The following is a 14,706-nucleotide window of genomic DNA, read 5'->3' on the forward strand; positions in this document are numbered from 1 at the left end:
GTGCACCACATACAAATACCGCTAACCCACACATATCCACGGCGGGGCGGATGCGGGGCGCCGGGCGCAGAGGTCCGCTGCGGATGTGTGGGCTGGCATTGAACCGGCCGGGTACACCGAAAACGCCGGGGTACACCGCCATAGCGGTGGCTCCCAGCGTTGTCGGTGTACCCCAGTGGTGGGGAGTGGCGTGTGGAGTGGGGTGGCGGGCGCGGTGGTGGCGCGGGCTGAGTGACGCGGGCGCGGTGGCGTGCGTGCGCATCCCGTTTTGCGCCTTCTGTGTGTCTCCGCGTCATTTGTACGTGGTGCACCACATACAAATGCCGCTAACCCACACAAATCCAGGGCCGAGCGCCGAGCGCACGCGCATCCACCGCACGCCCGCGCATCCGGCTCGCTACTCTTCGGGCACGAGCACCGGGGTGTCTTTGTTGAGTCGCTCACCGCTGAAAAAGCCGCGCGAGCGGGGGTTGAGCGCCCACGCGCCCATCAGCACGAACCCGAAGGCGAGCGCGCCCACGCCGATCACGAACGCGCCGCCAATGCCGAGCAGCACCGTGTATCCGTAGTCAACATCGATCATGTCGATTGCCGACTGCACGAAGGCATAGGCGAGCATGATGCCACCCAGCAGCGGCAGCAATCCGCGCATGAAGAAGTTGCGGGCGTTATCAAACAGCGTCTTCCGGAAGTACCAGACGCAGGCGAACGCGGTAATCGAGTAGTACAGCGCCACCGCCAGACCCATCGAAGTGAGCGAGTCGGCGAGCACGTTTTCACTGATCACCGACATCAGGGCGTAGTAGGCGATTGCCGCGATACCCATGACCGTGGTCGAGAACGCCGGGGTCTTGAAGCGCGGGTGCACTTTCGCAAAGCGTGCGGGCAGCGCGCCGTACACGGCCATCGAGAGCGTGCCGCGCGCGGTGGGCAAAATCGTCGTCTGGGTTGAGGATGCACCCGAAACCAGCATCGCGAGAATCAGGAACCATCCCCAGGGGCCGAATAGTGCATCCCGCAGCACCGTAAACACATCATCCAGGTTGGCCTCGTTGGTGAGCCCGAATCCGGTGTCGCCGAAGCCGGCAAACATCATCACGGCCACTGAAATACCCACGTAGGTGACGATGAGAATCACGATGGTGGCCAGTGCCGCCTGCCCGGGGGTGCGGCGCGGGTTGCGGGTTTCTTCGTTCAGCGCGAGGCAGGTGTCCCATCCCCAGTAGATGAACAGGCACAGCAGCACGGCCTCGATGAATCCCGACCATGAGGTGACCGCGGCGGGGTTGAACCATTCGGGGTCGAAGGCGACGGCGCTCGGTGAGCCGCCGTTGAGCGCGCCAATGAAGGCAAGAATCCCGAATAGTGCGAGGGCGACGTACTGGATGACCATCATCACCATCTGCAGCCGCTCACCAATTTGCACACCGATGGCCGATACGCCGGTCATGAGCGCGATGAAGATGCAGCCGGTGAGCACCACGAGCGGTCGGTTGTTGGCGATGTCTTCGTTGCCGAGCAGGTACCAGAAGTAGAGGCCGGCGATTTCGGCGACGTTCGCGAGCACCATGATTGCCGAGACGGCTACTGCCCAGCCGCCGATCCAACCGACGATCGGGCCGAAGGCTTTGGCGCCCCACACGAAGGTGGTGCCGCAGTCGGGCATTTCGCGGTTGAGTTCTTGATAGGCGAACGCCGCGAAAATCATTGGGATGGCGGCGGCGAGAAACGCGACCGGCGCCTGTTCACCGACGGCGAGGATCACCCAGCCGAGCGTCGCTGCCAGCGAGTACAGCGGGGCGGTGGATGCGAGCCCGATCACGGTTGAGCCGACGACGCCGAGGGCGTTGTTGTTGAGGCCCTTTCCCACGTGTATGTGGCCGGTGTCGGTGATGTTGGTGGGTTTCGTTGAGCCGAACAAGTTCCCCTCCTCGTCGTTGTGGAGCTGAGCTGTCGCGCGGGCCGGCGCGTGGGTGCGCGGTCGAGAGGCAGCGCGAGAAACTATACCGTCTGGACGGTCGGCCGCAAATATTGGTGCAAATATGGGCGAGGATGCGGCTGGCTGAGTTCCGCTAGTTGGCGCGGCTAATCAGCTCAGAAAGAAATTTTCGCGTCGCTTCAGAAACCAGTGGCTTCGGGGCAGATTTGCCCTCGAGTTCGGTGTTGTACGCGATGCCGTCACCCAGTAGCAGCACGGCCGTGGCGAGATCGCGATCGCCGAGTTCATCGGCCACGAGTTCAAACCAGCGCTCGCGCGCGGCGATCAGCACCGGGCGAATCGTTGCTTCGTAGGCGGGCACCAGTTGAATCAGCGCCGCCATGGCGGTTTCGAGGGGTGAGTCGTAGTCGGCGGAGGTGCTCAAATACCAGTCGGGGGCCGACATGCCCGAATCGAGCTGCTCGGCAATGTCTTCTTCGACGAGTTCGGTGAAATGATCACAAAGTCCAGCCACGAGGGCGTCACGATCGCGGAAGTGATAGAGCAGGCCGCCTTTTGATACCTGGGCCGCGTCGGCCACGGCGTCGAGCGTGGCAGCGCGCACTCCATGCTCGTTGACGAGCTGCGCGAATGCGGTGAGCAGATCGCGGCGGCGGTTTCGAGGTGCGGGCTTAGGCATGTGGATACGCTACTCGGCTTTGCATGATTGCGGCTTGTAAGGTGCGTGGTTTCTTGACCTGGATGAACTTGGCCAATACTGTACCGTCTAGACGGTTATGAATTTTCCGGACGTGAACAACGAGAGTTGAGGACCGCGAATGTCAACGAAGACCCGCATCCGTAAATCAGTGTGGATCGACCGCGCCCCCGCGCGCACCCCGCAGCCCAAGTTGGTGGGCGAAACCACGGCCGACCTGGCGGTGATCGGCGGCGGTTACACCGGGCTGTGGACCGCCCTGCACGCTGCCGAACGGCACCCCGACTGGCGGATTGTGCTGCTCGAAGGCGCCACCATCGGCCACGCCGCAAGCGGGCGCAACGGTGGATTCGTCGACCCGAGCCTCACGCACGGCCTCAGCAACGGCGTCGAACGCTGGCCCGACGAGGTGCGCGAACTCAACCGCCTCGGTGACGAAAACTTCGCCGGGATGCGTGACGACGTCAAGCGGCACGGAATCGATTGCGACTGGCGCGAGGAGGGCATCCTCAATTTCGCCCGCACCGAATGGGAAGCCGAATGGCTCCGCGAAGGTGCCGAAGAAGCTGCAAAATACGGGCAGCACGTGGAATTTTACGACCGCGACCGGGTGGGTGAGGTGACCGCATCGCCCGCGTTCATTGCGGCACTGCGTGTTGAAGAACAGGCGACCGTCGACCCGTACCGCCTGGCCGTCGGGCTTTTTGACGCCTGCCGCAAGTCGGGTGTGGAAGTGTACGAGCACAGCGTCGTCAAGCGGGTTGCGAATGGCGGGGATGCGGTGCGCATCCAGACCGCCGACGGTGAGGTGCGGGCGGCGCGAGTGGCGCTGGCAACGAATGTGTATCCCGCGCTTTTGCCGCGGCTGAAGTTCGCGACCGTGCCCGTTTACGACTATGTGCTCGCGACCGAACCGCTCAGCGATGCGCAACTTAAAGCGATCGGTTGGACCGGCGGTGAGGGATGCGCGGATGCCGGCAACCAGTTCCACTACTTCCGAAAGACCGACGACAACCGCATCCTGTGGGGCGGATATGACGCGATCTATCACTTTGGATCGCGCCGCAGCGAGGCGCTGACGCAGCGCGAAGAGACGTTCGCAAAACTCGAGCGCAACTTCTTCGAAACGTATCCGCAGCTGAAGGGAGTGGAGTTCACGCACCAGTGGGGCGGCATGATCGACACATCGACGCGCTTCTGCCTGAAGGCGGGGTTGGCTGGGCGAGGGCGGATCGCCTACGCGCTGGGATACACGGGGCTGGGGGTCGCATCCACCCGATTCGGTGCGGATGCGATGCTCGACCTGCTCGAGGGCGAGCCGACCGAGCGCACCGAATCGGCGCTGGTGCGCGGCGGAATGCTGCCGTTCCCGCCCGAGCCGGTGCGTGCGATGGGGATCAACTTCACACGCTGGTCGATGGCTGCCGAAGACCGCACCGGGCGGCGCAACCTGTGGCTGCGCACCATGGATGCGCTCGGGCTCGGCTTCGACTCGTAGCGCTCCCCCCCCGACCCCACTTCCTGCGGAAGTGTGTGGCTTCGCGTCATTTGTGTGTGTTGTGCCACATACAAATGACGCGAACCCACACACGAGGCGGATGTAGTCGCGGAGTCCGCGGCATGCGAGGCGGATGCAGGCGCGAGGATGCGCGCGGGGTGCGCGTGTTTAGAACGGGTACTCGGTTGCATCCAATGGCAGGAAAAGAACGCCGACGATGGCGCCCTCGCGGTTGATTGCGACGCGCGACATGAGTTCGCCGGCCTCGTGTTTGAGTGTCGAGACGACGACTGATGTGCCGGTGCTCTTCGTCGAAAGTGTCTCCGATGAGCCTTCGTCTCGACTCTCTTTGATGGATACGACCGCCTGGTCGGTAATGGTTTGGAGCTCGCCCAATTCGGCAAGGATGGAAGTCCAGACGTCCGAGATGACGTTCCACGGAAGCTCTTTTCGAGTGAGCGGGTGGAGCATTTCGGTGGCTGCGGATTCTTCACCATTGGCGATATGGCAGATGAATTTGTCTGAAATCTCGGGGAGGTTTGCGGTTGATTGTGGGGACATAGTTTCTCCTGTGAAAGGGTTGCGCACCGCGCCGAATCGTTTGAAAGCCGCCTGGCGTGAAACATTGAGCGCTTGCCCGATGTCTGCCCACGAGTGTCCCGCGATTCGAGCCTGCGAGACGGCGTCTTCTAATTCGTGTTCGGCGAGGCTGACTGCTTGCATGCAGTGTCGGATGCTGGTCAATGGATCCATACATGAAGTCAACCATTGGTTGACAATGCTGTCAACTGCGGGTTGACGCTTTTGTGTCGTGAGCGCTCGCTTGGCTCGGTGTCTCGCGCCCCATCGCCGCACCCCGCTTCTCACGGCGCCGCTCGTCGCCGCACCGCGCCGCGGCGCCCGCACCGCCGCTCTTCGGTGCGGGCGCCTCTCTCGGCGCTCCACTTCTCACGGAAGTGTGTGGGTTTGCGTTATCTGTACGTGGTGCACCACATACAAATGACGCGAACCCACACACGAGGCGGATGCATGCGCATTCAAGCGCCTACTTCACCACGTGGAACAGCCGCTTGTTAACGAACTCGTCGATCCCCAGCGGCCCGAGCTCGCGCCCGTAGCCCGAGCGCTTCACGCCACCGAACGGCATCTCCGAAACCTCTGGCGCCTGGCTGTTGACGCCCACCATTCCGGCTTCGAGCTGCTCGCCGAAGCGCTCAGCCTGCGCCGCATCCGTCGAATACACCGACGCACCGAGTCCATACGGGGTGTCGTTCGCCAGCGCAAGCGCCTCGGCCTCCGACTCGACACGGAAGATCATCGCCACCGGGCCGAAAAGCTCCTCGCGGTACGCGCGTGCCGCTGGGGTCACATCCACCAGCACCGCCGGGCTCACCCAGAACCCGTCGCGATCGAGCCGCTCGCCGCCAACCAGCAGGCGCGCACCGTTCGCGGTCGCATCCTCAAGCTGCGAAATTAGGCCGTTCGCGGCAGCCTCCGACGACAGCGGGCTGAACCCGCCACCATCAGTGTTCTCGAGCGGGTCGATCGGCTTCAGTTCGCCGGTGAGCTTCACCATCTCGGCCACGAACTCGTCGTACACATCCGCCATCACGATCATCCGCTTGTTCGAATTGCACGCCTGACCGGTGTTTTCGAAGCGAATTGCCGCCGCATCCCGTGCCAACGCCGGAATGTCATCGTGCGAAAGCACCACGAACGGATCCGAGCCACCAAGCTCAAGCACCACCTTCTTCAGCGCCTGCCCGGCCTGCTGGGCGATGATCGCGCCAGCGCGTTCCGAACCGGTGAGCGAAACGCCCGCCACCCGGTCGTCGGCAATAACTGTTGAGATTTGCTCGTGGGTGGCGAAGAGGTTTTCGTACACGCCCTCGGGCACCCCGGCCTCGCGCATGATCGCAGCGATTGCACTCGCCGATTCGTCACAGATTTCGGCGTGTTTGAGCAGCACGGTGTTGCCGGCCACGAGGTTCGGTGCCGCGAACCGTGCCACCTGATAGTAGGGGTAGTTCCACGGCATCACGCCGAGGATCGTGCCCAGCGGCCGCCGCTGCACCACCGAACGCGCGGTGTCGGTTTCGCTGAGCACCTGATCCACCAGCTGCCCCGGGCCCTCTTCGGCGAAGTAGCGGAAAATATCGGCCGAAAAGTCGACCTCGCCGTAGCTTTCACCAAGCGGCTTGCCCATCTCGGTGGCGATGATGCGCGCGAGCTCGTCGCGCTTGGCAGTGAACAGTTCGCTCACCCGCTGCACGATTGCGGCGCGTTCTTCCACCGGGGTGGCGCGCCATTCGGATGCGGCGCTTGCGGCTCGCTCGAGCGCGCCGGTGATTTCAGCATCGGATGCGAACGGCACCTCCTTCACCAGTTCGCCGGTGGCGGGATTTTCGGTGCGGTATTTCGCAGACATACTTTCTCTTTCGTTGGGATGCGTGCGGTACGCATCCGGGACTATTGCTTGCCTGGTAACCAGCCTAAGAAACTGGGGTTTCGCGCAGCACTTCGGCGATTGCCGCCAGGCCGCGGCGCAGTTCGTCATCGCCGATCACGCACGGCGGCACCACGTGGATGCGGTTGTCGGCGGTAAACGGCAGGATGCCGCGGTCGAGCAGGGCCGATTTCACGGCGCCCATATATTCGGCCGACACGGGAGTGCGGGCCGCTGCATCCGACACGAGTTCGATGGCCCAGAACACGCCGCGCCCGCGCACCTCACCAACGACGTCAAGTTCTTCGGCAAGGGCGCGCAGTTCCGGCCCGATGATCTCGTCACCGAGGCGGCGGGCGTTGTCAACCACGCCCTCATCGCGCATCGCTTCGATGGTGGCGACAGCCGCTGCACAGGCGAGCGGGTGGCCCGAGTAGGTGAGCCCGCCGGGGAACACTTCGTCGTCGAATTTCGCGGCGATTGGCGCCGAAACGATCACGCCACCCAGCGGCACATAGCCGCTATTGACGCCCTTGGCGAAGGTAATGAGGTCGGGCACGACATCGTGTGCCGAGAACGCGAACCACTCGCCGGTGCGACCGAATCCGGCCATCACCTCGTCGAGAATGAGCACGATGCCGTGGCGGTCGCAGATTTCGCGCACTCCGCGCAGGTATCCGGGTGGCGGTACGAGGACGCCCGCGGTGCCGGGTACCGATTCGAGCAAAATCGCGGCGATGCTCGATGCGCCCTCAGCGATGATGGTCTGCTCGAGGTGTTCGAGGGCGCGCTCGGTTTCTTGAGTTTCGGTTTCGGCCCAGAACCGGGTGCGGTACAGGTGCGGACCAAAAACATGCAGGTGGCCGCGCGAATATTCGTTGGGGACGCGGCGCCAGTCGCCGGTGGCGACGATGGCCGCACCGGTGTTGCCGTGATACGAGCGGTAGTGCGAAATGACCTTGTCGCGGCCGGTGTAGAGGCGGGCCATGCGGATCGCGTTTTCGTTGGCGTCGGCGCCGCCGTTGGTGAAAAACACCTTGTTGAATCCTTCGGGCGCGAGGTCGAGGATGAGTTCGGCGGCGCGGGCGCGGGTGGCGTTCGCGTGCGCCGGGGCGACGGTGGTGAGTTCGTTGGCCTGCTCAGTGATGGCGGCAACCACTTTCGGGTGCTGGTGGCCGATATTGGTGTTGACGAGCTGGCTCGAAAGGTCGAGGTATTCCTTGCCGTCATAGTCGATGAGGGTGGCGCCGTGGCCGGTGCGGAAGGCGAGCGGCGCGAGTTTTTGCTGCGCCGACCACGAGTGCATGACGTGGCCGGTGTCATGTTCGATGACGTAGGCGTTGGTGAGTTCAGCCATGATGCTCCCTTGCAACTGTTCTCCAAAGGCAATGGGGCAATGGTTGCGCGAAAACCGCCGCGATTCCGCTGCCGATTCCGTTAAGCATCCATGCGCTTTTCGACAAATCCGCACTATAGGATCGTGCAATGCCGATCACGCTGCGCGAACTCATTGCCGAGCCCGAGCTGCAACTGCGTCTGGTTGCCGACACCGAAGCCGAAAGTCTCGATCGCGAACTCACCTGGGTGCATTCATCCGATCTCATTGACCCAACCCCGTGGCTGGAACCGGGCCAGCTGCTGCTCACCGACGGTTCGCAATTTGGTGGGGATGCATCCGTTACCGACTATGTGCGCCGGTTACGCGATGCGGAAATCGTCGGTCTCGGATACGCGGTGGGGGTTATTACGCCAGAGCTGCCGCAGGCGCTTGTCGATGCCTGCCGTGACCAGCAGCTGCCGCTGATTGTTGTGGCTGAACGGATGCCGTTCATCCGTATCATTCGCCACGTTGCCGATGCCATCGCTGCCGATCGTAGCGCCCGCGTCACCCGTTCGATTCGTGCGCAGCGAGCGATTGCGCGAGCGGCACTGCAACCGAACGGGCTGGCGGCGACGCTGCGCGAACTCGAGGTGCAGCTCGACTGCTGGGTGGTGCTGTATGACCGGCTGGGGCGGCGGATACGCCTGCAAACCAAACGTACGGCGCCGGCCGAGCTGCTCGATGAGCTTTCGAAGTCGGTGGCCGCGACACTGCGGGGAGCCAAGCGGGCGAGTCGAAAAATCGAGACTGCCGACGGCGAAATAACCCTGCAAACAATCGGCCGCACCGGTGACCTGCTCGGAGCGCTCGTGATCGGCACGGCGGTGACGCTGGATGCTGAGAGCAACGACCTGATCGCGAGTGTGCTCGGCATCGCATCCATTGCGATTGAACAGTCGCGCGTGCTGGATGCGGCGCGTCATGAACTGCGGCGCGGAGTGCTGGCGCTGCTGCAGGCGGGGGCGACGGATGCGGCGCTTGCGGCACTGCGGGCACTGGAGGCTTGGATTCCAGGGGGCGCGGTGGTTGTTTCGGCGGTGCGGGGCGTGCGGAACTGGGAATCAACGCTTGGCGAGCTGGAGGTGCTGGCCGAAGGTGCCGAGTTTGCTTTTGCCCGGGTGGGCGACGAGCTGATCGTGTTTGAGACAGCGGGTCGTGATCCGCGGCCGAGCGCCGAGGCCCTCGAAGGCCGCGAGCTGATGATTGGTGTTTCGGCGCCGGTGGATCTCGAAGATTTTTCGGAGGGATTGCGCCAGGCTCGACAGGCGGTGGAGCGGGCGCGGCCGGGTGCGCCGGTGGAGTTTGGTGCGCTCGCGGAGTTGGGGATGCTCGCCTGGCTTGAGGCGGCCGATGGTGCGGTTGCGGCGCGGCGACTGTTTGCCCCGCTGCACGATCGTGCCGATGCTGCTGAGCTATTGCACAGTGCCGAGGTGTGGTTTGCGCACAATTGTGCCTGGGATCCCGCCGCTCGTGAGCTGGGGATGCACCGTCACACGCTGCGTGCCCGTATCGACCAGCTCGGTGTGATCTGTCAGCTTGACCTCGAAGACTTCGGCGCGCGTGCCGAGCTGTACACGGCGCTGCAATTGCGAGAATGAGGCGCAACAGCTAGTGGGAGCGTGATCTCCACAACAACCAGACGAAATAAGGTGCGCCCAACAGGGCGACGATGAGTCCTGCTGGCAGCTGAGCGGGCGCGATCACGGTACGCCCGATAAGGTCGGCAACGCCTACGAGCACCGCCCCGAGCATCAACGCAACGGGGATAACTCGGTCGTGCCGTGCGCCAACGAGGGCCCGGGCAGCGTGAGGAGCGACGAGTCCGACGAAGCCAACCACTCCCACTGCGATCACACTCAGTGCAGCCAAGATTGCAGCGACCGTGAGTATGAGCAGGCGTGAGCGCTCCAACCCCACGCCGAGTAGTCGAGGGGTGTCCTCATCCAGCGCAACGAGGTCGAGGTCGCGACGCTGGGCGAAGATGACGGGCAGTGCTATGAGTAGCGCTATCGTGAGTGGGATCAGCTGTTCCCACATTCGACCGTAGGTAGTTCCCGAAAGCCAAGTAAAAATCTTCGGGGTATCCCAGGGGTTGCTTCGCAGAAGGAGGAACGTGGTCAGGGCAATCGTTCCATACGAGACGCCGATTCCTACGAGAATGAATCGGTCGGCATTGATGCCCCGCCGCCAAGCGAGCACGTAGACGAGGACGAAGGCCGCAAACGCGCCGATAATCGCCCCAACCAGCATCCCGAATAAAGACGCTGATGCGCTCGTGGTCACGATCACGGCGCCGAGCCCTGCCCCTCCCGTGATGCCTAGCAGGCTCGGTTCAGCAAGGGGATTCCGACTTATAGCTTGTGTGAGTGTACCGGCGAGTGCGAGGGCTGCTCCGGCGGTGATGGCGGCAATCACTCGCGGTGCACGCTCATCGAGCGCGAATGCGATCTGTGGGGGTGCCTCGCCTTGCATCCACAGTGCAACATCACCGGTGAGTAGACAGGTACTGCCGAGCAGGAGGCCGGCAATGATGGTGCCGGCAAGGAGTGCAATGCACAGCGTCAGCGCGAGCGCAAAACGACTACGGCTGCGTGCACCAAAACGGATGCTTGGGGGCTGCTTTGTAGGGCCTGAGTCACGTAACCGTCGCGCCATGAGCACGAGGATGATTGCTCCAAGGATGGTTGTTGCCACTCCGGTCGGAACCGCGAGGGCACCTTCGGGACCGATCAGCGCTCGCAACACCGCGTCGGCGAGGATCACGAGAATCGCACCGATCAGGCCGGAAGTCGGGATGAGGAGCAGATGCCGATTGAGCGCGGGCACCCACCGCGACATGAGACGGGTGAGCACTGGCGCACCGAGCCCAACAAAACCAATTGGTCCCGCGAGTGTGAGCGCCGTGGCAGTGAGCATGGTGGCGATTAACAGGCCGGCGATACGTGTCTTGCGAACAGGGATGCCTAGGGCTGACGCCGAATCGTCACCGAGCGCCAAGATGTCGAGGTTTCTTGCGAGCAACAGGGCAAGCGTGAGCGCGATTAGCGTGATGGGCGCAGAATGGAGGAAAGCATTAATGCTCAGTTGCGACAGACTGCCGCTTCCCCAAGCAAGTAGGCCCTTGGTCTCCTCTTGAAACAGGATGAGCAGGGTCGAGGTCGCCGCCTGACACGCCATCGCGAGTGCTGAGCCGGCGAGTACGAGCCGAGTGGTTGATGATCCGGAACCGCCCGCCAGTCCAAGCACCAGGGCTGCCGCGCCGAGTCCGCCAACAAATGCGACGCTGCCAGTTGCCCAGATCGGTACGGTGATCCCGAAGGCAGCCACTGCCGTCACGGCAAGATGAGCGCCGGCAGTAACACCGAGAGTATCGGGTGCGGCGAGTGCGTTTCGAGACAGGGATTGCATGAGCGCACCCGCTGCGCCCAGCGCAATGCCGACGGCTGCGCCTGCCGCGAGGCGAGGTAGGCGGGAACCGAAGAAAAGGTCGCTGTCTACGAGTAGCGCGCCGCTGGTGCCCTGCATGAGATGCCACAGGCTGGTGAGTGCCAGCAGGAGCAGCAGGGCGCACAACGCCACAGCTGCGTTCGCTGAAAACCCTGAATGATGCTCAGTTCCCCTCGATCTGGAATCCATTGCCGAGAGTTCAGTTACTTCCGAGGTATTAGTGAGCGAAGTGCTCGTTGCCGCCGACTTTCGCACGACGGTTTACTTGGCGATGACGTCGACGTAGGCGTCGATGATCTGCTTCGTGGAGCGCGGGCCGCCGAAGGTCCAGATGCCCTCGGGGAAGGGAATCACTCGGCCTTCCTTTACAGCAGGAATCGATTTCCAGGCGGGGTTGTCGGCTGCGGCGGCAAGGAAAGTATCTCCGGCCTCGGCAGTGGTGCTGGTGTGCAAGATGGTGGCATCGCCGATTGTGGTCATGCCTTCGATGTCGGTGGTGCCCAGACCGTAGACGGGGTCGGTTTCGCCGGTCCAGGCGTTCTTGAGTCCCAATCGGGTGCCGATCGCGCCGACCAGTGAGCCATTACCGTACGGGCGGAGCGAGACGTTGCCGCCATCGACCCAGCCGTCGAGGTAGACGAATTCGGTGATTGCTGGCTCTGCGGCCGCGATCTCGGCCTCGGCCTCCTTCAGATGGGTTTCGAACTCTTCGGTGACGATTTCGGCACGTTCTTCACGGCCCGTTGCCTGTGCAATGAGGTCAAACGTCGTCAGCATCCGGGCAATCGGATCTTTGGCGTCTGCGCCAATTGTGGCGAGCACGGGAATCCCATACTTTTCGAGCTGCCCAATAATCGGGTCGTCAGCGGCATTTGCTTCAACGATTACGAGGTCGGGTTGCGTGCTGACGAGGGTATCGAGGTTGGGTTCTTGGCGAGTGCCCACATCGACCACGCCCTCGGGCAGAGTTTCGGCGGTCACCCAGGTGCTGTAGCCCTTAGCGTCGGCGACTGCTACGGGGGTGATGCACAGTGTGAGGACGTCTTCGATCTGCTGCCACTCCAGCACCGCAACTCGTTCGGCTGGCTTGTCGAGGCGAACGGTTCGTCCGAAGTCGTCGGTGAGCTCAACCGCACCGGTAGAGGTCTTGGTGGTGTCGTTCGCGCATCCGGCTGCATTGCTTGCGAGCGTCGGGCTCGCCGACTGGGATGGGACTGACGTTGTGCCGCAACCAACGAGCGCGAGAGTCATGGCGCTGAGGATGGTGACGAGTGCGAAGGGTTTGCGCATTTGGGCTCCAGAGAGAGGCATCCATTGGGCGGATGCGTGATGATTAGGGAAAGGGCTTAGGTGGACAGTGTGGTGAGTGGCTTTCGGGATCGCGCATGATGGCGGCCACGCGGAACGATGCGGACGCATCCGGTCGCGGTGTCGTAGTCGGTATCGATGGTGAGCCCGTAGGCGTGCGAGAGATGTTCGCTCGTGAGTACCTGTTCCGCAGTTCCAGCGGCACGAACCCGACCTTGATGCATGAGCACAACCTGGTCGGCGACGGCGGCTGCATGATTGAGGTCGTGCAGGACAACGCCGAGCGCCGTGCCACGATCGGCGAGATCTCGGACAAGGTCGAGTGTTTCAACCTGATAGCGCAGGTCGAGGTGGTTGGTGGGCTCATCGAGCAGCAGGACACCGGTATCTTGCGCCAGGGAGGTGGCGAGCCAAACACGCTGTAATTCACCGCCGGATAGTTCGTCAACTGGCCGGTCGGCCATCGATGTGAGGCCTGTAAGGCGGAGGGCATGGTCGATGGCTTCGCGATCGGTGTCGGTCAGACCTGCGAACCGGCCACGATGCGGATGGCGGCCGTGTGCCACCACGTCGCGGATGGCGAGTCCTGAGGGATGCGGGCGCGATTGCGAGAGCATCGTCACGGTGCGGGCAAACTCGCGTGCGGAGAGAGCGGTGGTGTCTTCGCCTCCGATCTGCACACGGCCAGCATCAATGCGGTGCAGGCGAGCCAGTGCTCGCAGCACCGTCGACTTCCCGCTTCCGTTGGGGCCGATCAAAGCAGTGACGAGTCCGGGTCGCAATCGCAGTGAAGCGTTCTGCACGACGGGGGTGCGGCCGTAACTCAGGGTCAGTGTTTCGGCACTGAGGTCGCCGGCGATATCAGCATGCGAAGACGAGGAACTGTTCATAGTTAGGTAAGCCTAACCTAATTCTGGATATAGTGAAACGGTGAATGTACAGCCCTACCACTGCTTCAATACTGTCGTTGCTCGCGTCGTTCGGCTGAGCCCACACTTTGTGCGGGTGACGTTTACCGGCGACGAGCTTGCGCACTTTTGTGTTGACGGTCCCGACCAACGAATCAAACTCATGCTCCCGTTACCTGATGGTTCGGTTACTGATGTTGGGCAGCTTGACGAAACCACACCGGTTCGTGAGTGGTACACGCGGTGGCGGATGCTGCCAGATACGGATCGCAATCCATTACGGACTTACACTGTGCGAGCGTGGCGGCCGGAACTGCGCGAAATCGATGTCGACTTTGTACTTCACGGCATCCACGGCCCTGCCTCGGCCTGGGCCTCGAGCGCTGTTCCAGGTCAGCAGATGGTGGTGATTGGCCCAGACGCGCGTGCGAAGGATCGGGGCGGTTTCGAATGGAAACCGGGCGCCGCTACGAACGTGCTCATCGGGGGTGACGAAACTGCCGGTCCTGCGATCTGTGCCATTGTTGAGTCCTTGCCACAAGCAGTTCGAGGCGACGTATTCATCGAGGTACCGACGGCTGCAGATGCAATGCCACTGACAACATCCGCGGGGATAAACATTTCTTGGCTCGCTAGGAACGACGCCAGCCATGGTGAACGGCTCGGTGCGGCGATTCGTGAGTGGGGAAGCCGTCGACTGCCGACCGGATGCGGCGATCACCTAGCATCCCCGGGACAGGCATACCCATTCGAGGAATCCGACGCGAGCGAAACGCTGTGGGAGGTTCCGGAGCAGTCATCAAGCGCGGACTATGCCTGGTTGGCAGGTGAATCTAGAACGATCACAGCGCTGCGGAGATATCTTGTGCGTGACCTCAACATCGACCGCGGTTCGGTTGCCTTCATGGGGTACTGGCGTCTCGGTCGCGCCGAAAGCTGAGATTAAGCCACCTGTGCCGCTGTTGTCGTGCCGTTTCGCTGTTTCTTGCATCGACGCAAATACTTCGTGATCTTGAGCCGGGTAGAGTGCCGTACACCCCCTACGACTGCCAACTTGGCACGTTGTCGATGTTGATAGGCGG

The 14,706-nt window shown here is 62.7% G+C and carries 11 protein-coding genes; 3 read left to right on the plus strand and 8 right to left on the minus strand.

Annotation, left to right across the window (positions count from 1 at the left end; all coding sequences use genetic code 11):
- Window positions 1-397: 397 nt before the first annotated feature.
- Both JMV54_RS04975 and JMV54_RS04980 read right to left on the minus strand, forming a co-directional pair.
- Window positions 398-1,921, minus strand: a complete 1,524-nt coding sequence (locus tag JMV54_RS04975) for an APC family permease (RefSeq protein WP_201517842.1) — start codon at window positions 1,919-1,921, stop codon at window positions 398-400.
- A gap of 151 nt (window positions 1,922-2,072) precedes the next feature.
- Entirely contained in the window at window positions 2,073-2,618 is a 546-nt protein-coding gene (locus JMV54_RS04980; protein ID WP_201517843.1) for a TetR/AcrR family transcriptional regulator, read from the minus strand.
- Between the two features lie 139 nt (window positions 2,619-2,757).
- On the opposite strand from JMV54_RS04980, the gene JMV54_RS04985 reads away from it, so the two are divergent.
- Complete coding sequence (locus JMV54_RS04985) at window positions 2,758-4,134, plus strand: NAD(P)/FAD-dependent oxidoreductase (protein WP_201517844.1); 1,377 nt, start codon at window positions 2,758-2,760, stop codon at window positions 4,132-4,134.
- 168 nt (window positions 4,135-4,302) lie between these two features.
- On the opposite strand, the gene JMV54_RS04990 is transcribed toward JMV54_RS04985, so the two are convergent.
- The 3 genes from JMV54_RS04990 to JMV54_RS05000 form a co-directional block, all read right to left on the minus strand.
- Window positions 4,303-4,857 (minus strand): hypothetical protein, encoded by a 555-nt coding sequence (locus JMV54_RS04990; RefSeq protein ID WP_201517845.1) that lies wholly within the window; start codon window positions 4,855-4,857, stop codon window positions 4,303-4,305.
- A 322-nt stretch (window positions 4,858-5,179) separates the two neighbouring features.
- Window positions 5,180-6,562, minus strand: a complete 1,383-nt coding sequence (locus JMV54_RS04995; protein WP_201517846.1) for an NAD-dependent succinate-semialdehyde dehydrogenase — start codon at window positions 6,560-6,562, stop codon at window positions 5,180-5,182.
- A 64-nt stretch (window positions 6,563-6,626) separates the two neighbouring features.
- Window positions 6,627-7,937, minus strand: coding sequence for an aspartate aminotransferase family protein (locus tag JMV54_RS05000; RefSeq protein ID WP_201517847.1), 1,311 nt, complete (start codon window positions 7,935-7,937; stop codon window positions 6,627-6,629).
- A gap of 128 nt (window positions 7,938-8,065) precedes the next feature.
- Here JMV54_RS05000 and JMV54_RS05005 point away from each other — a divergent pair, with 128 nt between their 5' ends.
- Window positions 8,066-9,559 carry a PucR family transcriptional regulator gene (locus tag JMV54_RS05005; protein ID WP_201517848.1) on the plus strand — a complete coding sequence of 498 codons (1,494 nt, stop codon included), beginning with the start codon at window positions 8,066-8,068 and terminating at the stop codon, window positions 9,557-9,559.
- 10 nt (window positions 9,560-9,569) lie between these two features.
- Here JMV54_RS05005 and JMV54_RS05010 read toward each other — a convergent pair whose 3' ends face one another.
- The 3 genes from JMV54_RS05010 to JMV54_RS05020 are packed head-to-tail and all read right to left on the minus strand — an operon-like array spanning window position 9,570 to window position 13,606.
- Entirely contained in the window at window positions 9,570-11,663 is a 2,094-nt protein-coding gene (locus JMV54_RS05010) for an iron ABC transporter permease (RefSeq protein ID WP_269144452.1), read from the minus strand.
- A gap of 6 nt (window positions 11,664-11,669) precedes the next feature.
- Window positions 11,670-12,698, minus strand: coding sequence for an ABC transporter substrate-binding protein (locus JMV54_RS05015; RefSeq protein ID WP_201517850.1), 1,029 nt, complete (start codon window positions 12,696-12,698; stop codon window positions 11,670-11,672).
- Window positions 12,699-12,754: 56 nt separating this feature from the next.
- Window positions 12,755-13,606 (minus strand): ABC transporter ATP-binding protein, encoded by an 852-nt coding sequence (locus JMV54_RS05020; RefSeq protein ID WP_201517851.1) that lies wholly within the window; start codon window positions 13,604-13,606, stop codon window positions 12,755-12,757.
- Window positions 13,607-13,646: 40 nt separating this feature from the next.
- On the opposite strand from JMV54_RS05020, the gene JMV54_RS05025 reads away from it, so the two are divergent.
- Window positions 13,647-14,564 (plus strand): siderophore-interacting protein, encoded by a 918-nt coding sequence (locus JMV54_RS05025; protein ID WP_201517852.1) that lies wholly within the window; start codon window positions 13,647-13,649, stop codon window positions 14,562-14,564.
- The last annotated feature ends 142 nt before the right edge of the window (window positions 14,565-14,706 follow it).

Source organism: Gulosibacter hominis (assembly GCF_904842695.1).
GTDB lineage: Bacteria > Actinomycetota > Actinomycetes > Actinomycetales > Microbacteriaceae > Gulosibacter > Gulosibacter hominis.